Annotated in this window: 18 protein-coding genes; 12 read left to right on the plus strand and 6 right to left on the minus strand. The window is 65.6% G+C overall.

From position 1 onward, the window contains the following. Positions 1-120: 120 nt before the first annotated feature. Positions 121-1,581 (plus strand): type IV secretory system conjugative DNA transfer family protein, encoded by a 1,461-nt coding sequence (locus OH802_RS21310; RefSeq protein WP_406021825.1) that lies wholly within the window; start codon positions 121-123, stop codon positions 1,579-1,581. Positions 1,582-2,037: 456 nt separating this feature from the next. Further along, the gene (locus OH802_RS21315; protein ID WP_406021827.1) at positions 2,038-2,583 is read left to right on the plus strand and encodes a helix-turn-helix domain-containing protein; all 546 of its coding nucleotides are present in this window, start codon (positions 2,038-2,040) and stop codon (positions 2,581-2,583) included. Here OH802_RS21315 and OH802_RS21320 read toward each other — a convergent pair. After that, complete coding sequence (locus OH802_RS21320; protein ID WP_406021829.1) at positions 2,508-3,350, minus strand: helix-turn-helix transcriptional regulator; 843 nt, start codon at positions 3,348-3,350, stop codon at positions 2,508-2,510. The two genes, OH802_RS21315 and OH802_RS21320, sit on opposite strands and share 76 nt — an antisense overlap. 118 nt (positions 3,351-3,468) lie before the next feature. Here OH802_RS21320 and OH802_RS21325 point away from each other — a divergent pair, with 118 nt between their 5' ends. From OH802_RS21325 to OH802_RS21355, 7 genes are all read left to right on the plus strand, one after another. After that, positions 3,469-4,890 (plus strand): MFS transporter, encoded by a 1,422-nt coding sequence (locus tag OH802_RS21325; protein WP_406021831.1) that lies wholly within the window; start codon positions 3,469-3,471, stop codon positions 4,888-4,890. 56 nt (positions 4,891-4,946) lie between these two features. After that, positions 4,947-5,294, plus strand: a complete 348-nt coding sequence (locus tag OH802_RS21330) for a hypothetical protein (protein WP_406021833.1) — start codon at positions 4,947-4,949, stop codon at positions 5,292-5,294. Then, on the plus strand, positions 5,291-5,443 hold the full coding sequence (locus tag OH802_RS21335) for a hypothetical protein (RefSeq protein ID WP_406021835.1): 153 nt from the start codon (positions 5,291-5,293) through the stop codon (positions 5,441-5,443). The genes OH802_RS21330 and OH802_RS21335 overlap by 4 nt, the downstream gene beginning before the upstream one ends. 168 nt (positions 5,444-5,611) lie before the next feature. Then, positions 5,612-6,034: a single-stranded DNA-binding protein gene (locus tag OH802_RS21340; protein ID WP_406021837.1), complete on the plus strand. Its 423-nt coding sequence runs from the start codon at positions 5,612-5,614 to the stop codon at positions 6,032-6,034. A gap of 9 nt (positions 6,035-6,043) precedes the next feature. Next, on the plus strand, positions 6,044-6,619 hold the full coding sequence (locus OH802_RS21345) for a hypothetical protein (RefSeq protein WP_406021839.1): 576 nt from the start codon (positions 6,044-6,046) through the stop codon (positions 6,617-6,619). A 133-nt stretch (positions 6,620-6,752) separates the two neighbouring features. After that, entirely contained in the window at positions 6,753-7,076 is a 324-nt protein-coding gene (locus tag OH802_RS21350; RefSeq protein WP_406021841.1) for a hypothetical protein, read from the plus strand. Between the two features lie 166 nt (positions 7,077-7,242). Beyond that, on the plus strand, positions 7,243-8,376 hold the full coding sequence (locus OH802_RS21355; RefSeq protein ID WP_406021843.1) for a hypothetical protein: 1,134 nt from the start codon (positions 7,243-7,245) through the stop codon (positions 8,374-8,376). Positions 8,377-8,511: 135 nt separating this feature from the next. Here OH802_RS21355 and OH802_RS21360 read toward each other — a convergent pair whose 3' ends face one another. The 3 genes from OH802_RS21360 to OH802_RS21370 form a co-directional block, all read right to left on the minus strand. Then, positions 8,512-12,351, minus strand: coding sequence for a hypothetical protein (locus OH802_RS21360; protein WP_406021845.1), 3,840 nt, complete (start codon positions 12,349-12,351; stop codon positions 8,512-8,514). Positions 12,352-12,392: 41 nt separating this feature from the next. After that, complete coding sequence (locus OH802_RS21365) at positions 12,393-14,051, minus strand: LA2681 family HEPN domain-containing protein (protein WP_406021847.1); 1,659 nt, start codon at positions 14,049-14,051, stop codon at positions 12,393-12,395. A 477-nt stretch (positions 14,052-14,528) separates the two neighbouring features. Next, complete coding sequence (locus tag OH802_RS21370; RefSeq protein ID WP_406021849.1) at positions 14,529-17,318, minus strand: hypothetical protein; 2,790 nt, start codon at positions 17,316-17,318, stop codon at positions 14,529-14,531. A gap of 444 nt (positions 17,319-17,762) precedes the next feature. Between OH802_RS21370 and OH802_RS21375 the strand changes: the two genes are divergently transcribed. After that, positions 17,763-18,038 carry a helix-turn-helix domain-containing protein gene (locus OH802_RS21375; protein ID WP_406021851.1) on the plus strand — a complete coding sequence of 92 codons (276 nt, stop codon included), beginning with the start codon at positions 17,763-17,765 and terminating at the stop codon, positions 18,036-18,038. 85 nt (positions 18,039-18,123) lie between these two features. Here the strand turns inward: OH802_RS21375 and OH802_RS21380 are convergent, their stop codons facing one another. Both OH802_RS21380 and OH802_RS21385 read right to left on the minus strand, forming a co-directional pair. After that, positions 18,124-19,419, minus strand: a complete 1,296-nt coding sequence (locus tag OH802_RS21380; protein ID WP_406021853.1) for a tyrosine-type recombinase/integrase — start codon at positions 19,417-19,419, stop codon at positions 18,124-18,126. A 599-nt stretch (positions 19,420-20,018) separates the two neighbouring features. Then, positions 20,019-20,951, minus strand: coding sequence for a cupin domain-containing protein (locus tag OH802_RS21385; protein ID WP_406021855.1), 933 nt, complete (start codon positions 20,949-20,951; stop codon positions 20,019-20,021). A gap of 113 nt (positions 20,952-21,064) precedes the next feature. Between OH802_RS21385 and OH802_RS21390 the strand changes: the two genes are divergently transcribed. Both OH802_RS21390 and OH802_RS21395 read left to right on the plus strand, forming a co-directional pair. Then, on the plus strand, positions 21,065-21,805 hold the full coding sequence (locus OH802_RS21390) for an SDR family NAD(P)-dependent oxidoreductase (protein ID WP_406021857.1): 741 nt from the start codon (positions 21,065-21,067) through the stop codon (positions 21,803-21,805). 97 nt (positions 21,806-21,902) lie between these two features. After that, the gene (locus OH802_RS21395; protein WP_406021859.1) at positions 21,903-22,310 is read left to right on the plus strand and encodes an ester cyclase; all 408 of its coding nucleotides are present in this window, start codon (positions 21,903-21,905) and stop codon (positions 22,308-22,310) included. Positions 22,311-22,405: the final 95 nt, after the last annotated feature.

Consider the following 22,405-nt stretch of genomic DNA (forward strand, 5'->3'; position numbering starts at 1 on the left):
GATCCTGGTGCTGCCCTCGGCGCTCACGGTCTCTCGCCCATCGCCTACTGGGTCGTGGTTGCAGCACTCTTCGCCCTCGTTGGGGCGATCGGTTGGTCAGGCTGGCGGGCGCTCAGCAGCATGAGAGAGACGTCGAGGCGAGACGTACGCCGCGTCGACGGCATCGCGACCCGCCGCGACGTCACGCGCGTCGCCTCTGGGGCCGCTCTCCTCAAGCGCGCTCACAACCTTCGCCCCAGCCTTCCCCAACCAGCTGCCCGCGACGTCGGGTATCTCCTCGGCACCGCCCGAGGACGCGGCGTATGGAGCTCGGTCGAAGACTCCGCACTCGTACTGGGCCCACCTCGCTCCGGCAAGGGCCTTCACCTGGTCGTCAACGCGATCCTCGATGCACCCGGCGCTGTCGTCACCACCGCCACCCGCCCCGACAACATCACCATCACCCTCGAGGCCCGCCGCAAACGCGGACCGGTAGCCATCTTCGACCCCCAGCACCTCGCCGAAGGCCTCCCCAGCGGCCTACGCTGGTCCCCCGTACGCGGCTGCGAAGACCCCCTCACCGCGATGATCCGCGCCAGCGGCCTCGCCTCCGCCACGGGCCTCTCCGCCGGCGGGGTCGAGAGCGGCGGGTTCTGGGAAGGCAAGACCCGTACCGCCCTCCAAGCACTCCTCCACGCCGCGGCGCTCGACCGACGCACCCCTGCCGAGCTTCTCTCCTGGACCCTCGCTCCCTCAGCCGCAGCCGACGCAGTCGCGATCCTCGCAAGCCGCCCCGACGCCGCGACCGGGTGGGCAGAATCGCTGGACTCGATGATCGAATCCGACCCACGTACCCGCGACTCCATCTGGATGGGCGTCTCCCTCGCCCTCTCCGCACTCGCCGACCCACGCGTCCTCGACGCCGTCAGCCCCACCGACGACGAAGCATTCGACCCCACCACGTTCCTCAAGAACAACGGCACCCTCTACCTGCTCGCCACCGGAGCCGGCGCCGGCGCCTCCTGGCCACTCGTCGCCGCACTCATCGAAGACCTGGTTGAGACCGCACGCCATCTCGCCGCCCGCTCCCCCGGCGCCCGCCTAGACCCCCCGCTGCTGCTGGCACTCGACGAGATCGGCAACCTCGCCCCACTCCCCTCACTGCCCACCCTCATGGCCGAAGGCGGCGGAACGGGGATCACCACCATGCCCGTCCTCCAGTCGCTCTCCCAGGCACGCGACAAGTGGGGCGACCACGCCGCCAACGCCATCTGGGACGCCGCCATCGTGAAGATCATCCTCGGCGGCACCGCCGCCGCCCGCGACCTTCAAGACCTCTCCACCCTCATCGGCGAACGCGACGAGCACACCGACACCATCACCATCGGCGACCACGGCTCCCGCGGACTACAACGCTCCACCCGCCGCGTACCCATCCTCCCGCCCGACACCATCCGCACCCTCCCCTTCGGCACCGGCCTCGTCCTGCTCCGATCCACACCACCGATCGTCACCGACCTACGCCGCTGGCCCGACCGCGCCGACGGCCACGAGCTCTCCCGGCTCCGCGCCGCAACCGAGCAGCTACTGGGACACCCTTGACCGTCATGACCGCGCAACTTTCGAGCCGGGACTCCGCCCCCACCGAAACGGCGGCTTCTCAGCATCAACCGGCTGCACATGTGCCGGGTTCATCCAATGCTGGAAGACCCACCAGTCCTCCGGATTCGTCGGCGGCGGCTCACTCGCCGAGATCACCAGACACTGCCACTTCGACTCCCTCCGGGTGCCCAGCGGAGACTCGAGCGTGCGCCTCCATGCCAACAGGAGCCCCGGCTGGCTGTGGATCCCGAACCGACCCGATGAATCCACCCAGACCAGAAACGGTGGCGTACGCCGCAAGTCGACCTCCATCAGCTAGCGAGAATCGACCCCTCGATCAGATCGTATATCGAACACTTGAGCGATCCAGATTTCAGGATCAAGCCCTCCCGTCGCAGCGGGCAGACAACGATCGCAAGACACGCCTGACCATGCGAGGAGGCGTACGGTGAGCACATGTTCGGACGCCGGAATGCTCGGGCCGCAGCCAGATGGATGCGGTTCGCCGAACGCGCGGCGAGCGATGGGCTGACCATCGTCCGCGTCCTCGACGTGTGTCAGGTCGCACGGACCGGAACGAAGGCGGTGGTCACCATCTACGATGATCACCGGGCCCGCGACGCTTGGTTCTGGTGGGACCGGGTCGAGGCTGGCTCCACTCTCGCTGTCGTGTTCTCATCCGGATACGGCCCGCACTCACTCCGTGACGGTGTCATCTTCGTCGGCAACCAGACAACCGGATCCGGAGTGCACGACCGCCTGAGCGGCCCGAAGTGGATCGTGCAGCGGTTCCGCGTGCTGGAGGTCGCCGCCCGCGCCCACTCCGGTGAGGTCGACTGGGCCGCGGTCGCCGCGGAGCTGGACTTCAGCGACCAGGCCCACCTGGTGCGTACGTTCCGGGATGTCGTGGGCGCTCCGCCGGCGACCTACGCCAAGGATCTCTGGCCTCGGGTGAGCCCTTCCAGCGCGTCTGCCGACGGTGAGCCCGGCTCGGCACGGTAGAGCACGATGCGCTGGCTGGTATCGGGCAGCACCATCGCCTCGTACGCCAGGTCCATCCGCCCGGCCGCCGGATGCCGCAGCCGCTTGATGCCGTAGCCGCAGTCCATCACCGGGTGCTCGGCCCACAGCTCGGCGAACAGGTCGCTGCGCTGGACGAGCTCGCCGACCAGGCAGCTGAGGAGTTGGTCGTCGGGGTGCAGACCCGAGGAGTAGCGAAGGAAGCCGACCATCTGCAGCGCGGTGCTCTCGCGGTCGACGAAGAGCTCAGGCCCGCCGGGCTCGAGGAAGAACCGGCGGATCAGGTTGGGGCGCTTGGAACGGCCCACGTACGGGGCGTCGAAGTCCAGTCCGTGGCCATAGAGGTGGTGACCGAGGTCGTTCCAGGCGAGCACATAGTTCGCGTGGTCGATGATGACCGCCGGCCCGGGAAAATCCATCAGCATCGCGACTGCGTTCGGCCGCGGCTCCTCGTTGCGGCCGCTCGCCGAGACGGTCTCGACCGGCCGGGCCAGCCTCCGCAGATGGTCGTGCTCCTCAGCGCTCAGCCGCAGCGCCCGGGCGAGCGCGTCGATCACCGAGTCCGAGGCGTTGTGGTGGTCTGCCTGCTCGAGCCGGGTGTAGTAGGTCGGCGAGACGCCGGCCAGCATCGCCAGCTCCTCACGCCGGAGCCCGGGCACCCGGCGGGCGCCGTAGGACACCAGCCCGGCGTCCTCGGGACTGATCGCCGCCCGGCGGCTGCGCAGGAACTCTCCGAGCTCGGTCGTCATGGTTCCTATAGTGCGGCCGACCGGCGATTTCTTCCTGACCCTGTCAGTGACAGGCACGCGGGTGGGTGGCAGGACAGGTGTCTGGCTGGCCTACGCCATCTGCCCGAGCGTTGGGGTCATGACCACCACTACGCAGGCCGAGCCCATACGCGAGGCCACCATGAGCCGCGGACAGCTGCTTGTGCTTTTGCTGCTGCTCGCCTCCCAGTTCACCATGACCGTCGACTTCTCGATCCTCAACGTGGCACTGCCGACCGTCGGCGAGAGCCTCGGCTTCGCCCAGGCCGACGTGCAGTGGATCGCGACCGCGTTCGCGCTGTGCGCGGCCGGGTTCACGCTGCTCTTCGGCCGGATCGGCGACTACGTCGGCCGGCGGCGAGTCTTCCTGATCGGTATGGTCGCGCTCGGCGCCGCGTCGCTGCTCGGCGGCGTCGCCACCTCACCGGAACTGCTGCTCACGGCCCGGGTCGCCCAGGGTCTCGCGACCGCGGCGGTCACCCCGGCGGCGCTCTCCTTGCTCACCGTCTCGTTCCCGGAGGGGCCGCTGCGTCAGCGTGCCCTGGGCCTGAACAGCGTGGTCATGTCGACCGGGTTCACCGCCGGGGCGGTGCTCGGCGGGGTGCTCACCGATCTGCTGTCGTGGCGTTGGGCGTTCCTGGTCAACGTGCCGGTCGCGTTGCTGGTGGTCGCCGTCGCGCCGTTCGTGCTGCGTGACTCCGCCGACCGGGAGCGGTCGCGGCTCGACCTCCCGGGCGCAGCACTGGTGACGTCCGGGCTGCTCGCGCTGGTCTACGGCGCGACCCGGCTGGGCGAGGCCGGCATCGCCGACGCGTGGGGGCTGGCATCGATCGGCGCCGCGGTGGTGCTGCTGGTCGCGTTCTGGCGGGCCGAGTCCAGGCACCCGCACCCGCTGGTGCCGATCCAGATCCTCACCCGGCGGACCGTCGGCTTCGGCAACATCGCCGGCTTCGCCACCGGCGCCTTCGAGTCGTCGCTGGTCTTCCTGCTGACGATGTATCTCCAGCACGTCCTCGGCCTCGACGCCCTCCAGACCGGGCTGATGCTCGTCGCCTTGGGCCTGGGGGCGATCATCGGCGGATCCGTCGGACCTCGGTTCATCGAGGCCTTCGGCGTACGCAACACCGTGGCGGGCGGACTCGCGATCCAGGCGGTCACCACCGGCGCACTCGTCCTGATCGGGCCCTCGGTCGGCTGGCTGTGGTTCATCGGCGTGATGATCTTCATCGGCGCGATCGGGCACGTCTCCGCGATTGTCGGGTTCATGGTCGCGGCGACCTCCGGGCTCCCCGACCACGAGCAGGGTCTGGCCACCGGGCTGGCGATGATGACCCAGCAGGTCTCGATGGCACTCGGGATCCCGATCATGTCCACCATCGCCACCGCCGCCGGCGGAGTCGCCTCGCTCGGGGCACTCCACGTGGCGATCGCGGTCAACGCTGCCCTGGTCCTGGTCGCGGCGCTGCTGGTCGCCGTCGGGCTGCCGGGGCGCCGGTCCATCCCGCGAACCTCCCCACACTAAGTTGATGAAGTCAGTAGACTTGTACTCATGAGCGCCCCCCTCGTCTACGACTCGCCGTGGCTCTCGACGGCGCCGGGTGGCACCCAGCCGCCTGGCGGGAGCCGAACGCCGGGCCCGCTGATCTGCTGAAACCCGGCTACTGGGCCGACCTGGTCGGGGAGGCCGAGACCGGCCTCCCCGACTTCGTCACGATCGAGGACTCGCTCTCGATCCAGACCGACTCACCGTTCGGCACCGACGACGAGCGCACCGACCGGGTGCGCGGGCGGCTCGACGCGGCCTATCGGCCGGTCTTCGAGGGCCAGCTCGCCTTCCAGGCGAGCTGGCCCTCGAGCCGGTCTTCCCGACCCTGGAGGACTTCGTCGAGAGGTCCTCGGCGCTGGTCGGGTCGCCGCAGCAGGTGATCGAGAAGATCCACCGCTACCACGAGCGCTTCAGGCACCAGGTCGTCCACGTCCAGGCCGACGCCAGCGGCCTGACCGAGCAGCAGCACCGCAACAGCCTGGAGTTCGAAGGATCTTGCTCGCGCCCAGCGCCATCAGATCTGTTCTGAAGCAGAGCAAGCTCGACTGGTCGCTGAAAGCCAGCGAGCGACCGCCACTTCTGACGCATCACCGTGACCGGGCCTGCCGGATCGCCGCCCATGCGCTGGAATCCACCGCGCACCTGACTTCCGAGAACGACGCCGAGCAAGCGGTGTCCTGCGATCGGAAGGTACGTCATGTCGATCCCCACCCAACTCAGCCTGCACGGCTACATCGCGACCACGCCGGAGCTGACCAAGACCCGTGACGGCAGCCCGCGGTTCCACGCACGGATCGGGGTCGAGCAGTTCCGCAAAGAGCTGGACGGATCCTTCACCAAGCTCGATCCCGTCCACTGCGACCTAGTTGCGTACGACACCGCCGCCGAGCGCGCATTCGAGCGCTTCCGTGTCGGGGACTGCTTCGTCGCGGCCGGCTACATCAACGATTACGAAGTCGACCGTGACGGCCAGAAGGTCCCCCTGCAGGAGTTCGTGGCTCGCAGGATCGGCCATGACCTCGCCCGCACTCGCTACGAGATCCATCGCCGCGCGACTGCTGGATCTGACCCCGCACCAGTGTCAGCGTCCGAGTCGATCGACCATGTCATCGGCTTCTAAGGCCCGACGATGGCCACCACGTACGAAGGCGGAGCCACCAGCGAGATCCTCCGGCCGATCAACTGGAACCTGCTCACCACTGAGGAAGCCGAGAGCGAGTGGCTTGATCTGAACGCCTGGGTCGACTGGCTCAGGTACGCCTACGGCCTCCAGCCCGCCATCGTCCCGCCCCTGTGGCACCGGCACGACGAGCTCGTCTGGGAGCTCTCTGCACTCCACACCGCCTGGCTCAACGCGTACGACCCCGACGCACCTCCAGGAGCACCCCTCGCCTGGCACCGCGAGTTCGCAGAGTCCCGCCAGCGGCTGCGTGAGTGGGTCGCCGCCTGCGGAACGCGCAACGACCGGGACCGGCCGACAAGACAGGCCGCATGGCCCGGCGAAGGCCCCGCGGCCACACCGGTCGAACAACCCATCCACGACCGTGAAGCCGACTTCGAACGGTTCGTGCACGAGGACCTCTCGCGGCGCCAGCAGCTCGAGAAGGAAGCACGCAAGGTCGCCGACGAACTCGCCCAGAACCTCGTCGACCGCATGGGCGACGACTCGACCGACCGAACCGGGTGGCAGCTCGGCCGCCCGTAGCCGCCGGCTGCAGGTCCCCACAGTCGTGCCTCGGATGCAGGTCGTCCACAGGCCATTCACCATCACGGTCTCGTCGCGGCCCAGGCAGCGACATTGCACCTAGACAGCACACCCCTGACCCAAGGAGGGAACGATGCTGCTCGCCCACACCGTCACACTCGCCGAAGCCCGCTCCTATCTCATCGCCCTCGACGACACCGCTAGAACAGTAGAGGGCTCCATCGCCTACGAGCGTGTGCTCCTTCGTCTGGACCTCGTGCACGGCGATCAGGCCCCTACCCACGAAGATCTCCCCCGCGCCCTCCCCGCCGACCTGCTCTACCGCCTGGCCGTCAAGGCCATCAAAGAACTCGTACGCCACGGCGTCGACGCTCTCCATGTCGAGCTGCTGCTCGCCGACCTCCTCGACGCACGCGAGACCGACACCGGAGTGAACGGCCACGTTGGGCGGCCCTGATGTACGGCGAGAACGTCGGTAGCCTCCGCAGCGAACTCGCAAACCTGCTGGGCCAGCGCCACGCCAGCCACCAGATCAACCGTGACCTCGCCCGAACACGTTCTGAGCCCGGGACTGCAGAGTCCGCGCTGGACGCCGTTGCCTGATCCTCCGATACCGGCATAGCGTGCTGACCTGGTGCCGTCAGGCCCTGGCCCAAGGCAACCCAAACCCCAAGGCACGCATCAGCGATGCTCTTGAGCCGCCAGACCTTCTCCTGCACTCACTCGAGCGGATCGTGGCCCGGGATCCGGCGCGGCTCCCTACGCTCGAGGAACTGACCACTCGGCATCGTGTCGGCATCGCGGAGTCATGGCGACAGGCCGCCAAGGCAAGCGCTCTCGGCGAGCACGACCTGGGCCCAAGTGCAGGTCGCCTCGACCATCGCGAATGGCTCACCCTGGCCGAAGATGTCGCCGACATCACCCAAGCCGTACTCGTCCTGGACCGCCGCTACCGGCAGCACGTCGATGGGTGGCAGCCTCTCCATGGAACTCGTGACATCGACCGCCGTATCGCCGACTGTGGGACTCATACCCGAGCACGTTTCGAGCGACCGGACTACAACATCGACTGGCGCGGATGGCGCCCGCCCGATCCACAGATCACTGTCGCCGCGGGCCCGATGACCCAGGTCATCGCCGCAGAGCACCGGCTTCTCAACTCGCTCACGGCGATCCCATCGATGACGAACCTTCGGCACGTGTTGATCTCACAACGCGAGCTCTCCCACCTTGCCGCCAACCTGGCGCGCACCTCCGCGCCCGAACAAGCAGCCAGTTTTCGCGCCCGCGAACGGACCTATCGGTCCCTCTGTCGCGCTTCCAGCTCCGCCGCCGGCCTAGCCGGCACCGGAGCAGTCGCCACCCAACACAGCGCCGACGCCACCACCCGCCTCGCCGCGATCCCGCCCGAAACCAGAATCGCCAGGAGCGAGTTCAGGAACCTCAGCAAGCTGTTCCGCCATGTCGACAACACCCTCTGCTCAGCCATCGAGCAGGGCTTCAGCACGCGGCTCTACCTCGTACGCTGCACCCGCCCACGCATCGACACAACCGACGGCCGCCTCGTGCATCAGAGTCGTACGGCCGTCGGCCCGGTCCAACGACGAAGCCACGTGCCCCTCATCACGATTGCCCGACGCGAACTACGCACCGACCCGGTGCCCATGACCGGCCCCGGCGATGCCGCGATCAGACGAGCCGACCTCCGAGCCGCGATCGACCAGCACCGTTCGCGCAGCGACGGAGTGCCCATCTGAACCGTCTGGAAGCTCGATCGCGCTGGTAGATGCCATCGCGTGAATCGGATGACAATCAACAGATTTTTCGAAATCCGCACTGCCCCACCCCGCCCACTATGACGCAACTCGTGATCGATCCGCACGCAATTCCGACTAGTCGCGCTCGTCGCGATCTGACTGCTTGTCTTCGCGCAGGCCGTCGGCGTCGTACGTCCTTGCAAGCGCTTCGAGCAGCGCTCCAGCCCGCGTCCAACGGTCCCGCACAACCTCGGACCAAGACCGGTACTGCGCAGCCAGGTCGCGCTCCTGGGTGCCACCGGAGTAGACGCCCCGCGAAGTGACACCGCGCTGGTTCACGCGAGCTAGGTAAAGACCGCTCTCCAGGTCCTCATCTTGCTCATGCTCCAAGACGGCGCGAACCGCGAGGCACGGCCAGGTCCCGTCTTCGTCAGTCGTGGGCGCCCCGAGCGCCTCGCCGATCACGTGTGACGCGACTCCACTGCGATTGCGCGCGACAAGCTCGGCGCGAGCCGCGTCGACCCAAGCCTGCAGGACCTCGGGGATGGGTCCGTTCTCGTCGTCCCCGCCCGGCAACGGCCCTTCCCAGTCGCGCAGAACGCTGTAGCAGCCCTGGTTGAACTCGTACTCGCCAGTTGCATCGGGCTCGTCTTCACCGCCTTCGTCGGGCTTGTAGACCTGGCACACCATGTTGGCGAACATCGAAGTGTCGCGACCCAGTTCGCGATGCAACGACCTGAGCCCGCGCCCCCGCTCCAGGACGCCGAGGTAGAAGAACTCAAGTGGAGCAAGCGCGCTGTCGGGGACACCGTCCGCTTCCAGCTTGTCGAGGAGCAGGCCGACGGCGTGTCCGAGCATGACGCCGTCGCGGTGTGGGTCCTCGGTTGTGCCGCCCATCGGGAATCGGAGTGCCAGGAGGATGAGTTCGGTCGACACGATTTCGTCCTCGTCACGCGACGCGACCGCGGTGATGGCACTGAACGGTCTGTCGGCCCCGATCAGCTCTGCGCAGACCCTCTCTCGCGTCTCGGGCGTCAGCCCGTATGGACTCACGCGCGACCAGAACAGCGCACGCTGTTCGTGGCTGATCGAGTCGACCAAGTCGATGACTTCACGCGAGAGTCGAGCGCCAAGAAGCAAGCGGGCAGCCTGATTCGGCCGCTTCGCGATTTGTTCAGTCAGCCAGGCGAGATCGACCGCCCTGGCGTATGCGAGGCCGAAAGCAACGGACTCCGCGGCGCTCTCGTTCGTGCCTGGTCCCGGCTCGACGTCCGGAAGGTGCCCGAGTACTGCCTCATCGAAGTCACTGGTGGCGTAAGCGAGAGCCTTCCCAACCATCCGCGGAACCTCGGTGCGACTCGCGAGTTCGATGACGGCGTTGACGCCACCTTCCGCAACGAGTCGTTGAACGGCTTCCTTACGCCGATCTCCCACGGGCTTGTAGACGGCGGCTTCACCGTCTTCACGGTCCTCATAGTCCTGGGCTTCGGCACGCCAACCGAACAGCGCCGCGTCTTCGCCAGCCGTCGGGTCGAATCCATGAGCCTCGAGGAAATCGTCCAAGGCGGCGAGGTCGTCCGCGGGCATCACCCACACCGCGCCTCGGACTCTGCGATGACGTTCGACCTCCTCCGCTATGGTCCTGATAACCTCTGCGTGCTGGTCCTCGTCCATCTCGTCCCAGCGTAGGTCGAGCGCTTCGAGAAGCCGGGTCCGGTTCGAAGTGCCGAGGCGACCAACAAGGCCGACAACGCGCGGCAAGTCGGCCGCGGGCACAACCAGCAGTCGGGTGCAGATCTCCGCGACGGCCTTTTGGAAATCGGCACTGCTCGAGCGGGTCCGAGGAGTGGGCCAGTCGCGGTAGCGCGCTCCCGATCGGATGATTCCAACGCTGTCCTGGTTGACGAGGGCAGTCATGAGCTCGGCCGCGTACTCAGGGACCGCTGCCACTACTGCGTCGAGAACGTTGAGCCGGTTCTCCGCGTTCACGACGCCTTGGGGAAGGATCAGATGCAAGGCGGCTTTCAACGACTTGTCCGGCCGGTTCGCCCAACGACCACCGGGGTCCAGTACGGCGAGACGTGCGAGCGCGACGCAGGCACGAGACAAGTGGGCTGCGGAGAATGCAAGGGTTTCCAGAGCCCACAACAGCGGCGAGTGCGACGAACGGGCGCCGCCGAAGTCATCAGGGGTCTCGGCGAACAGCGCCATGATCGGCGGATCGTCCTGCCGAAGCGACCCCTCGACGGCGTCAAGGAACGCGTCAGGTGATGCCTCAGCCAGCAGTTCGAGCAGGTCAGCAAGGACGAGCCAACGCTGGTTATCAGCGTCACGGAGCAGTTTGCGAACAGCTACCGTTGCGATCGTCTGGCCCGTCGGGCCTCCTGCGATCGTGTCGTCATCGACGAGGGAGCCGAGCACGGCGAGGGAGGTGGCGATGCCACGGCGGATGTGGTTCGAGTACCTACGCTTGGCGCGGTCCTCGTCGAACATCGCCTTTAACCGCCCTTCGCCCGATAGGCCCGCCTCTGGGTTCTCCTCGGTCAGGACCGGAATGACCTGGTCCGCGAAGGTCACGAGATCTGCTGCGCTGACCAGGGACCCGATCGCGTCCCATGCGTCGATCACGTCGATGAAGGACCACCGGTCGTCGGTCACTCGCAGCCCCGGATCCTCGCCAGTCGTCAGTGGTATGAAGAGCTTCGACAGTTCCGGCCACGGAGTTCCTGTCGCAAGCTTGCTGATGACCTCCAGGTCGCCCTCATGACTGGCGCTCCAGCCTCCAGCCAACAGGGCCGCAGCCAGTTGGGGCGCCGCTGGACCGGTCGCCCACCCAGGGCTCTGCCGACCGTGCCGGCTCAGCCGCCGACGGATCGAGCCCAGGTTTCGTCGAGCCGCGATCCCGTATGACTGGGCCTTGTAGAAGTCGATGCCGACCTCCTGCCAGGCTGTAGCCGCAACGTGCGGATCAACCTTGGGGAGTCGCCCCGGCTCCTTGCCGGTGCGGACGGCCTGCGCCAGAACCACATGGTGCCCGGCGTCGACGGCCGCGTCGATCGAATCGGGAAGGAATGTCGGGATCAGGATGTGCGGAGTGGAGTGAACGCTCCACCTGCGCCAGCCGTCGACGTCCTCGATCACGATCGTTCGCTCCCGAAGAGCCTCAAGTTGGTCATTGGACCGGATGGCGGGGTCTGCCAGCGAACCGTCTTCGCCAGCAGCTGGGTCACCGGACGCAGCCGACTTTGGCTCCGCTTCGGGGTCTTGCCCGGGACCGACAGCCATGGCTGCGGCCACGAACGCGATCGCCTCGTCGGCGCTCCGTGCCGAGACGTTGATCACGCCAGGATTCGCGTCGAGCGCGTCGAGGACCCGGATCACGTCGTTGCGACGTCCTGCCACGAGCACTCCGGCAGGAGTCTCCGGCAACGTCTGCTGGGACCACCGCGACAACCAGTCGGTGATTGCCGTATCGCCGAGCGATCGGATTCCAAGGTGCTCCCCGAGCCACGCCTGGACCCCGGGACACGTCTCGAGCCAGATCGCCAACTCGTCGGCGGCGAGAGCGACGATCTCTTTCCAGCCATCGCCTCTCGCCTTCATCTCGTTCGACCACTTCTTGCCGGCGCCCCAACGTCGGCTGGTGACGAACACGAAGGTCGTGCGCGCTCGCTCTTCCGGGGTCGTCTCTGCGGTCCGCTTGTCGTAGTCGTCGATCGCCTTCGACCGGACTCCGCGGTCAGTTCCGCACTCCCAAGCCGAGTCGCCGGCAGGCACGTACGGCGGCGCTCCGCCAGAAACGTTGATGATGCCGTCGAGGCCTGGTAGCGCGACTCCCTCAGCGGCCGGCATGCGAATCCAGTCCGGGCGGACTGTAGCCATGACCAACTTGCGGACGAGCGTCGGCAAATGGGCCTCCGAGTCGCGCTTCCGCGACCAGTCGTCGAGGTCCGTCGATGTCAGGTGGGCACTCATGTCACTCCGATCAGCCCGCGGGGGCTACGCGGTCGTCCATGCTAAGAAGACGGTTTGAGATCCGTATTGCCGTCACTCTTCAGGCCGTCTGCAGTGGGATCATGGAGGTAACCGATGTTCGGGAACGGCGTGTAGTCCCCTGGGTGGTCGTCTGGCTGGTTCCACATGGCGACCAGGTCGATCAAGTAGAGGTATGCCGACCTCGTGACCTGAAGTGCAAGTATTGTTGACTTGACTAGGTCGAGCAGGTCGACTTTGCTGCGCGAGTTCTCCGTAACTCCAGTCGATGACAGTAAAGCAGCATGCACAATCCTGTGGGTTCCAGCGTTGCGCAGCGCCTGCGAAGCGGCATACATCCCGGACGCCTCCATGTCTGAGGCGAGCTCTGCGAGGGCGAGGTTCGGAAGCGACCGCCCGGGCCCTTTCAAGAGGGCGTCACGCAGTTCACCTGACTTCGTGGTCCAGAAGCCACGGAAGGATACTCTCTTCGGCACATCTCCTACGGCGAAGTGCTCGTTGGCGACAACGGCTGTCTTGTCGAGAACGTCGAGTGCTGAGCGCTGTGCAAGCACGAGTTGGGAGTACTGGACTCCGTACAGGGAATGGTCGAGCGTGTCTACGTAGTACCCGGAGTCCTCAGGCTGCTGCGCCAGGCCGTCGCTGAGTTGCGCGATGGCGTCGAACGCAAGTCGACGAGAGACGAGGAAGTCAGACTTGAGGACATTCATAGCGCCGAGGATCGGCGGGTTCATATCCTCGGCGCTTGCACCGTAGAGAACCTCGATGCTGGCGCTGTCCCAGCGTAGTTCGTCCGTGCCGAGGCCCTCGACCGCTGGCGAGAGCGCGAGCCGCAGGTCAGCGACCCAGGATCGGTACTCGGCGTCAACGGCGTCCAGGTCATCAAGGCCGTGCGTCAGGTGCCCTTCGCTCTCGGTTGGGGTGAGCCGATCCCACCGATCGGCAACTGCAACGGAGGCGAAATCAAGTGTTCCTCCGCGGAGTTCCTGAGCCAGAGCGACGTACTTGTCGTGAACGGCCGCGATGTGCCCGGTTTGTCCAATGCCGCTGACGATGCGTGTGTGGAGCAACATCGCTAGGTTTCCGGCGGCGTTGCCGTTTCTGCCGTCCGCCTCGAGCGCACGCAGATAGAAGTCGTATGCCTCGGCCCAGCGTCCGGAGTGGTCGAGAAGATTGCCAAGGTTGCAGTAGGCGGCCGATCGGGTGTGGTTGTCGGCGACTGAGGAGCCGCCGATCTCAAAGTACTCTTGGCGCACACGTTTAAGGTCGGCGCCGGTCTGGATACGAGACTTGATGAGCTCTGGTTCCCAGTTCACCCGAGAGTCGCCGGAGACCGCGTTGGGGAGTTTCATGTCGCACAGCGCGTTGATGGCGTTAGCGATGTTGTATCGGCACTGGTAGTGCAGTGGCTCATGGGGTGCCGTGGCGTACAGGGCTTGCTCAGCGAGCTGCTTGCCATGGCCAATGGCGCCTGTGTCCTCGAGGGCGGTCGCACTATTGATAATGACGGACGATGCAGAGAACAACAGAGCGGCCTTTGACGTCTCTGACTGCGGTGAGGCGATAACTGCCGCCGCGATCTGCGCGGCCTCGGTGAGGCTCGTGGCTGGATCGTCCCTGGCAACGTTGCCGAGCGCCATCAACTTCTCGAGCCAGGAGGCGAACTCGTCGCGTGACTCCATGAGTTGACGATAGAGCTCAGCAGGGGCACGGCGCAGACAATTCAGCGACGAGGCAGGGCTCGCCGTCGATTGTTGACGTTTCTCTCACCCTCGACCAGTCGGCACCAACTCGGCTCCGGGGCATCAGGCGCGCTGTGCCTACGCAAGACTTGCACGCTTCCAACTGCGATCGTGCTACGCCGATCAATGCCGACCGCGACGTCAGTGATGCACAATTGGCAGATGGGCACAATGCGAGTTCGCCTCAGAGACAGTGCAGGGGCCGCGGTGACAACCGTCGACGTGGCCGCAGATACTGAGCGAGTAGAGCACGAAGGTCGTGTATACCTCCGCGGTGGCGGCGGTTCTTCAGTCGGGCCCGACCCCGTCCTGCTCAGTTTTCATGAGGAGTCCGATGAGAAGTGAACCTCGCCGACAGGGCAAAGATCGGCGGTCCGGCCCGCTAGTGCCACGGGACATTGGGGCCGTTGACGTAGTTCAGAGGTTGACGTAGACGTCCGAGACGGCACTTGTGTGGAGGCCCGTGATCAGACGAAGAGCAGGTGGGCGACTCGGCGAAAAGACTCCGCCAATGATCGCCGTTTTAAGGTGCTCACGGACAGCATCAACACTCGCCTTTTCCCACTCGGGGGCGGTCGTGGCGAGGATCACTTCGTCTGCTTGCAGGACGGCTGCCCAACGGACTCGCTTCTGCGCTGCCTTGTTTCGTTCCGCCTTGTTGCCGAGAGTGTTGCTCGTCTTGACCTCGGCAGTTACGAGTACGCCGTCGATGTTGGCGATGAGGTCAGCCTCAGCCAGTGGCTTTGCGGTGTCGGGCCGCAGAAGGTTGAGCTCGGCGCAATCGGCGTACTCATGGGTGCCGTTCGATAGATAGTGAGCCAACCACAGGGGAGCATGACCGTTGTCCTGGAAGAACTTCCGGGCGACTGGGTGGAGGTCGTAGAACCACGTCGGTTCGTCTGAGGGGCTCCGCCACGCATCCACGGTCAGATCGGTGTGGGCGCCGCATCGGCGGCACTCGTTTTGCTGACTAAGGTCGCCTACTGCGACGAAGGCGGCCGTGCCGCATGTCGCGCAACCTAGGATCAGGCCCCGGCGGAGGACGCCCTGCCGGACTAGTCTGTCGACCTGACGTCGCACCCAGTAGTTACCTTGCTCTAGCTCGTCCGGGGTCTCCGCCGGCGCTGGGCTCACGGGCACTGCCGCATCGGGAGTTCCTTCCGCTGCGCGCGCGACTAGGTTCGGGGCGGGACCTGTGCTCGAGCGGTTCCTCTCGTCGGGATCCGTATCTTCTGGCGCCGATTGATCTGAAGGTTCGGGTGATACGTCTACGGTTGTATGCGTTGACTGACGCGGCGGGACGAGAATGCTGCGCATGCCTGTGAAGGTCAGGAAGCCACCGACTCCGGTGAGATACACACCGATCCCGTCTGGGTACGCCTTGTCTGTGGTGGGCCCCTCACGGTTGAATGCGGCTCCCAGGTCGGCAAACCGACCCGAGACGAGATTGATCAACTGGTCCCTTCCGAAGACCATGCGCTGCAGGAGCCAGGCCCGGCGACCCGCGTCCGACCATTCAGCTTCGTAACCGTTCTGGATAGCCATCGCCTTGCACCACTCGCGCATGGCCAGGAAGCGAATCCGGGGCCGAGCCAAGCGTTGCTCGGTGTTAGCCCCGGAGGAGATCCAGTCATAGCGCTTGTTCTCATAGCTGACACCCCTGCTTCCGGACCGGATCCAGGTCTCGAAGGGGTCTAGGTTGGTGACCAGGGCGTGTCCGTCGAGGCCACGCCCAAGAGGCATCTTCTCGCCCGCCATCTTGACGTCGACATGCCAGTTCAAGTCGAAACCCACCAGGTCCGGGTCGGTGGGACGCATAGCGGCTGGAGTGGTTGTCATCGCGGTCGAACCGTCATCACGCAGGACGGGAACAGTTGTCTGGATGGAGAACTCCTCCTTGACTGCCAGGCCGGTCGCGCCTGGGCGACGAAAGTCGAGGTGAAGGTCGCGTATAAGCTGCCTCCGCGGGCGCTCCTTTGCCTTTGGCGCGTCGTCGGTTGCCTCGGGCTCGCCCAGTTCGCCTTGCCACGCGCTGATCTCGATGCGTTCACCGGTGCGGTTCACTGCGGTGCACAGATCGTCCAGGATCTCGGAGTCAGCGGAGACGGTGGTGACGACAGCACGCCGCACTCGTTGAATCCGTTGCCGCAACCTGGAGGCAGCTGCGCGTGCGCGAAGGCCGACGGCATCCGCGGCCGAGGGTGCCCATTTTGAGTGGATCCACATTGTGTTGCCCCACATGCGGTCCCAGATCAGTGCGATCGCGAAGTCATCAGCGGTGTCGCCGACGACAAGGGTCAACTGTTCTGGTGCGTACCTGGTCCGAACAGTGACAAGCCCTCGGGTCGTTTGCGTCCAGGCATACGGGATTGCGCCCATGTCGACCCCGAGCTTCAGCTTGCTTGGGCTGTGCACCATCGAGCTCGGCGGCATCTCGAACCCGAGGCGCTTGTCGAGCACCCTGCTGTAGAACCATGCCGTGAGCTCGTCTGCATCGGCAGGCTGAGTCGGGCTAGTCGCCGGTAGCCTTGGTCTTTCGACCGCACCGGCGATGGCTGCCGCCCAGACGCCCCACGGGCCTCCCAAGTCCGCCGGTGCCGCGACGCAGAACTCGTCAGGCGCATTGAAGGCGGTGATTGGGGTCAAGTGAGACGGATCTTGGAGAAACGTGTTTGATTCGTCGGGTTCGCCCCATGCCGCATCCCAATGAGGGATCTCGGCAGGATCCCTTGGTGATCTGGGTGCCTTGGCATCATGGCTGTCAGCGTCTCGGCGACGATAGACTTGGCAAGCTGCTGCGACGGCGTCACGCGCAGCTTCCGTATGGATGTCGCGTGCCAGTTCATCGCTGGCAGCGTAAGTCAGTGTTTCGAAGTCGACAGAGTTGCCCTCCATGTCGACGAAGCTTTCGCGAGACGATGGGTACGCTGCCAGGAGTTCCGTCCAGGAGACGTTGTGCCCTACGACGTAGTCGGGGTCGTATGCCGTAACCGCTCGTAGAACCGCAACCTTGACTAAACCTGCGTGGTGCGGGACGAGAACGAATCCTGCTCCTCCCCAGAGCTGATTGGCACGCCAGAGCGCTGACTTTGCGAAGAAGTGCCAGTCCTCGGTGTCTGCGGGGAATACTATTGCCACTCTGGGTGCACGCAGGCTGTAAAACGTCTCCGCGTAATCGTAGGTAGGGTCATCGGCGTTCGCGGGCACGCGCTGAAGGTTAGTGCAGGAGAGGAGAAGTCCGAGGGCGCTCGGGCCAATCATCCCCAAGAATGCGCCCGCGACGACGAGTTCGTTCGACCGCCTTGCCACAGCTAACCGAGTTCTGACCGTTGCGCCGCAGTCACCAATTGGGTGTGCCGATAGCACGCGCGACTGTCGACAGGGCGCGTGCCGCCCGTTCGCGGGCTGGGATCTGTGACCGCGTCATATCGCCGCGTATATCCGTTGGCGCGAAGCAACCCGCTCAGCTTCGTGACGGCAGATCCCACTCGCCATGCAGGCCGAGGGAGCGGCGCGGTCGCCCACCCAGCGGTTCCTGCGATCATGGCGAGCACGCTCCCGCTCTACTACTCAGACGCGGGCACCACGTGGTCATGCCGCCGCACCTGTCTCTTGTGGAAGATCTCAACTCCGAGACGAGCAGGAGGATCCATGTCGACGAAGCCATCAACTCCGCGCCCAACTTCGTCTTTCCGTCATGCCCTGCTCACGATCGAAGAGGCCGCGGCCTACCTCAACGTACCGACTCGATGGGTTGCCGAGGCGGTGCGCAGGCGGCGGATCCGCTGTAGCCGGATCGGGAAGCACGTCAGGTTCCGGCCCGAGCATCTCGACGAGCTGATCGCAGCCAGCGAACAGCCAGTCACCGACCCCCGCGCGCCGATCGTCCCGCCGCAACCGGTTCGAACCGGCCGGTCTCGTCTATGAGTCCGTGTTGTCTGGTCAATCGTGCGACAGCCCATCGGTTCAGCACCATGTGCGATACCTCTACGCAGTGATGTTCGACCGATGGTCACCCGACCGCCTGGACATCACGTTGAACTAGGTGCAGCGGCGGGCGGACCTGCTGCCCCTTCAGCACCGTGTCGACGATGTCGGCGATTAGCTCGTCACCCGCCGGCAACAGGTGCCCGTAGGTGTCAATGGTCGTGGTGATGGACTCATGCCCTAAGCGCGCCTGGATATGCGGAAGTGGAGCTCCTCCGGCGATCAGCCAGGACACGTGCGTATGGCGCAGGTCGTGGAACCGGAACGGCGCCATCCCGTCTTCGATCAGCTCCTCCATCAGCGGCTGCCACACCCGGGTGTAGAAGTCGGCGTTATGGATCGGCAGCCCGGTCGGCGAGAGGAACACGAAGTCGTTGGCGGCCTTGCCCTCGATGAGCTTTTCGAGAATCGCCGCGATGCCGGGCGAGATCGAGACCGTACGTCGCGACTTCGGCGTCTTCGGGTTGCCCAGGTAGTGCTCGCGCATCGTGTGCTTGTCCCGAAGCTGCTTCTTCAACCACGAAGGGATCTCGGTCTCACCGTTCTCGCCCACGCGCTTCCACGCCTTGCTCACCCGGATCGTGCGGTTACGCAGGTCGACGTCACTGACCCACAACGCGGTCACCTCGCCGTACCGAAGGCCGGTGCAGGCCGTCACACGGATCAGGTCGGCGGCGTCGTATCCGTAACCAGTCGCCTTCACAGCCACGGTTCCAAATTCGTCCTCGGTCAGGAACCGCAGCTCCGCTTGCGACTGCTTCACCCGTTTCCGTTTAGGTGCAGTCCGAGCGCAGGGATTGATGGTGAGGAAGCCCTGCTCGAGGGCGTAGTTGAAGACGCCGTACATCAGCCCGTGGTAGTTCGCCTTCGTCTTCAACGCGCGATCCCAGTCGATCAACCACGCCTTGATGTCCGGTTCGCCGATCTCGGTGACAGGTCGGGCGAACGGCAGCTCTCCTCGGATCTCTGTTGAGACCAGCGTGCTCACCTGGGACAGGTACCGCTTGCGCTGCCCCGGTGTGATGTCGACGATCTGGCGGACGTACTCGTCACCGATCACCGAGAACGCCGGCGGCTCGACCCGCGGATCGACGCCGTGCGGGCGCACGAAGCCTTCGCCCTTGACCCAGCCTTCGGGCCAGTACTCCCCCGCCAACTCGACCATCTTCTGGAAGCCCTCGGCGCGCGCCACGTTCTGATCGTCACTGCCCGCGCTGAAAGTCTCCGTCTGCCGCTCGCCGTCAGCGCTTCCGCCCAGGCGCCAGACGACTCGCACCGACAGATGCCCGTCCTTGCGTTTGCGGTTCTCCAGCCATGCCATCTCTCGCTACCTCCACCGGTTAGGTGGAGGGGCCATGACGCTAGGTGATGCCCCCGGCGGGGGCATCAAGGCGTACAGAACCGTGCGCAACGGTGAGTAACGGCACCGTTCTCACGCTCAGATCCGTGCGACCACCCTCTGACCTGCAGGAATAGACAGGTTCAAGTCCCCCCTCGCGCACGCATTGGATTGTGGCCCTGACCTGGGAGAACCGGGTCGGGGCCACACTTCGTTTTCGCCTAGTTGGGCACCAGTAGGGCACAACTCTGGGCGGAGTCGAGTACCTCAAGCCCGCACCAGGGCGCGCGCACGCATCCCCTCCCCGATCCACCGCTGTTGTCGACGTCGAAGGTCTCGCCGTCGAGGAGAAGGTGCCCGCCGCGAACAGCCGCGGCGACCTCGCCAACTGGACGAAAGCGTCCAGCGAGCCCGGTTCAGCGAGGGACCCACGGCTGACCACGGCTTCCGGATCCCGCACCCTGAACGGACTTCGGGACGGTCCTCCACGACTCGTCGCCCTTCCACGTGTCGCTTCGCCAGTTTGCAGATGAGCTCACCTGAGTGTGAGGGATCGCTGATTTCGTGGCTTCCTGGGCCGATCAACTGGCGGCTATTCGAAGGTCTGCTGGGTGGCTTACAGCGGATCTGCGTGCGTAGTGACTCGGGGATTCACCAGAGTATCTGGTGAAGGCGGTGCTGAAGGCGCTGGCCGAACCGTAGCCAACTCGTCGGCCGACCTCGACCATCCCTAGGTCATCGTGACGTAGAAGTTCGCGGGCTACCGCCATCCGCCAGGCCATCAAGTACTCCATCGGCGGCATCCCGACTTGACGTGTGAATCGGTCGAAGAAGGCCGATCGGGACAGCGTGGCGACCTTGCTCAATTGCGAGACTGTCCACGGCTTGTCAACGTGCTCGTGCATCTGCTGGACGGCGGGCGCGAGCTTGCGATCTGCCAGTCCTCGGAGCAGACCGGGGGGTGTTTGCGGGGTGACGCTGGTCCGAAGCGCTTCGACGAGGAGGATCTCGACGAGGCGCTTCAGCACCAACTCCCTGCCTGGTCTGTCGGCCAGGGCTTCGTCTGCCACCAGGGAGACGAGTGGTTGAAAGTGCTCGATTCCGCGCACGTGCACGACCGACGGAAGCAATGAGCTCAACAGGGCCGCGTCTGGTGAGTCGAACACGAAGCTGCCGCCCAGGATTCGCACCTCCGGGTCCTGGCCGTCCGTGTAGTCCGCGTCCAGGTCGTCGGCGGTCATCTGTTGAGGGTCCAACAAGATGGGCACCACATCGTGAAGTCCGGTGAGCTCGAATGCCGGGGTCGCCGGCAGGAGTACGAAGTCGCCCCGCTCGAGAACGATCTCCGGCTCGTTCTCCACCGCCAGGCGGCAACTGCCCTCCAGCACGACCGAGAATCCGGGTTGACCAAAGGCTGTGTACCGGACACCCCACGCACCCGCTCCGGAGATGCGCTTGGAGAACACGCCACGAGGACGAAGCATCTGCACAACTTCAGAGAGGGGATCAGTCATCACGGACTCCTGGAAAGCAGACCCGTCCTCGCGTTGAGGAACCGGACTCTTGATAACGGGATACGGACTAGCAACTATAGATCGTCCGGTTAGATCTGCATAGTGTCGTAGCCATGGAAACCATCATGATCACCGGAGCATCCTCCGGGTACGGCCTCGAGACCGCCCGCTACTTCCACACGCAGGGGTGGAACGTCATTGCCACCATGCGCACCCCGCGCGGGGATGTCCTCCCCGCCTCCGACCGCATCACCGTTCTGCAGCTCGACGTGACGGACGCCGACAGCATCGCGTCCGCGTTCGCCGCAGCCGGTCCCATCGACGTCCTGGTCAACAACGCGGGCATCGGATCGATCGGTGTCGTCGAGGCAACCTCCGTCGACCAGGCCCGCGAGTTGTTCGAGACGAACACCTTCGCGGTCATGGCGACGACCAAGGCCGTCATCCCCCAGTTCCGCCAGCGCGGCTCGGGCGTCGTGGTCAACGTCAGCTCCAGCGTCGTCCTGGCCAACATGCCGCTCACGGCGATATACAAGGCGAGCAAGATGGCCACCGAGGGCTTCACGGCCTCGCTAGCGCTCGAGCTGGCGTCCATTGGTGTCCAGGCCAAGCTCGTCCAGCCCGGCTACTGCCCCACCACCCAGTTCACGGCCAACGTCGGAGACATCAGCGAGCTGATCCCCGAGGCGTACGCCGACTTCGCCGGCCCGATCCTGGACGCCTTTAGCGTGCAGGACAACGTCACCACGCCACTCGACGTGGCCGAGGCGATCTGGCGCGCGGTGCACGACACCACCGGCACGCTGCGCTTCCCGGCCGGCCCCGACGCCGTCGCACTCGCTCAGGCGCGCTGACCACTCCACGCCCCCAGGGGCCGGCCGGTCACGGAGCATCGGCCGGCCCTTCAGTTGTCCGCGCCGCACCCTTCCACCCACACGAAAAGGACGAACCATGTCAGATCACAGCGAGAACGTCGTTCGGCAGTACTTCTCCGAGCTCGACCGTGGCCGCGGCACACCGGCCCACATGTGCACCGACGACTTCGTGTTCCACGTAGCCGGCTTCGCCCCCATGGACCTGGCGGCCGCGGTCGAGTTCGGGCAGATCTTCTTTGTCGGCCTGCCCGACCTGATGCACCCCCTCGAGCACGTCATCGCCCAAGGCGACACAGTCGCGTTCCGGTGCAGGTACGAAGGCACCCACACCGCCGCCTTCATGGGCGCCCCTGCGACCGGCAATGCCGTCTCGTTCCAAGGCATCGGATTCATGCGAGTCGCCAGCGACAAGATCGCAGAGTTCTGGGTCTCCCCCGACCGGATGACCATGATGCAGCAAGTCGGACTCCTGCCAAGCGCATGACGCCGCTACCTTCCAGATCGAGCGCGGCCGCGGATCCGACATGAAGAGCAAGGGCGTCCCGCTGAACGAGCTCCGCGCGGGCGTGGCACCACTGG

It is taken from the genome of Nocardioides sp. NBC_00850, from assembly GCF_045207335.1.
In the GTDB taxonomy this organism is placed as follows: Bacteria; Actinomycetota; Actinomycetes; order Propionibacteriales; family Nocardioidaceae; genus Nocardioides.

What these genes read in the sequence shown, in the direction of transcription:
- OH802_RS21340 (WP_406021837.1), top strand. Translation starts at nt 5,612, where the DNA reads ATGTCGATCCCCACCCAACTCAGCCTGCACGGCTACATCGCGACCACG.
- OH802_RS21320 (WP_406021829.1), bottom strand. Translation starts at nt 3,350, where the DNA reads ATGACGACCGAGCTCGGAGAGTTCCTGCGCAGCCGCCGGGCGGCGATC.
- OH802_RS21380 (WP_406021853.1), bottom strand. Translation starts at nt 19,419, where the DNA reads ATGGCATGGCTGGAGAACCGCAAACGCAAGGACGGGCATCTGTCGGTG.
- OH802_RS21310 (WP_406021825.1), top strand. Translation starts at nt 121, where the DNA reads ATGAGAGAGACGTCGAGGCGAGACGTACGCCGCGTCGACGGCATCGCG.
- OH802_RS21395 (WP_406021859.1), top strand. Translation starts at nt 21,903, where the DNA reads ATGTCAGATCACAGCGAGAACGTCGTTCGGCAGTACTTCTCCGAGCTC.
- OH802_RS21350 (WP_406021841.1), top strand. Translation starts at nt 6,753, where the DNA reads ATGCTGCTCGCCCACACCGTCACACTCGCCGAAGCCCGCTCCTATCTC.
- OH802_RS21360 (WP_406021845.1), bottom strand. Translation starts at nt 12,351, where the DNA reads ATGAGTGCCCACCTGACATCGACGGACCTCGACGACTGGTCGCGGAAG.
- OH802_RS21365 (WP_406021847.1), bottom strand. Translation starts at nt 14,051, where the DNA reads ATGGAGTCACGCGACGAGTTCGCCTCCTGGCTCGAGAAGTTGATGGCG.
- OH802_RS21345 (WP_406021839.1), top strand. Translation starts at nt 6,044, where the DNA reads ATGGCCACCACGTACGAAGGCGGAGCCACCAGCGAGATCCTCCGGCCG.
- OH802_RS21375 (WP_406021851.1), top strand. Translation starts at nt 17,763, where the DNA reads ATGTCGACGAAGCCATCAACTCCGCGCCCAACTTCGTCTTTCCGTCAT.
- OH802_RS21315 (WP_406021827.1), top strand. Translation starts at nt 2,038, where the DNA reads ATGTTCGGACGCCGGAATGCTCGGGCCGCAGCCAGATGGATGCGGTTC.
- OH802_RS21325 (WP_406021831.1), top strand. Translation starts at nt 3,469, where the DNA reads ATGACCACCACTACGCAGGCCGAGCCCATACGCGAGGCCACCATGAGC.
- OH802_RS21385 (WP_406021855.1), bottom strand. Translation starts at nt 20,951, where the DNA reads ATGACTGATCCCCTCTCTGAAGTTGTGCAGATGCTTCGTCCTCGTGGC.
- OH802_RS21390 (WP_406021857.1), top strand. Translation starts at nt 21,065, where the DNA reads ATGGAAACCATCATGATCACCGGAGCATCCTCCGGGTACGGCCTCGAG.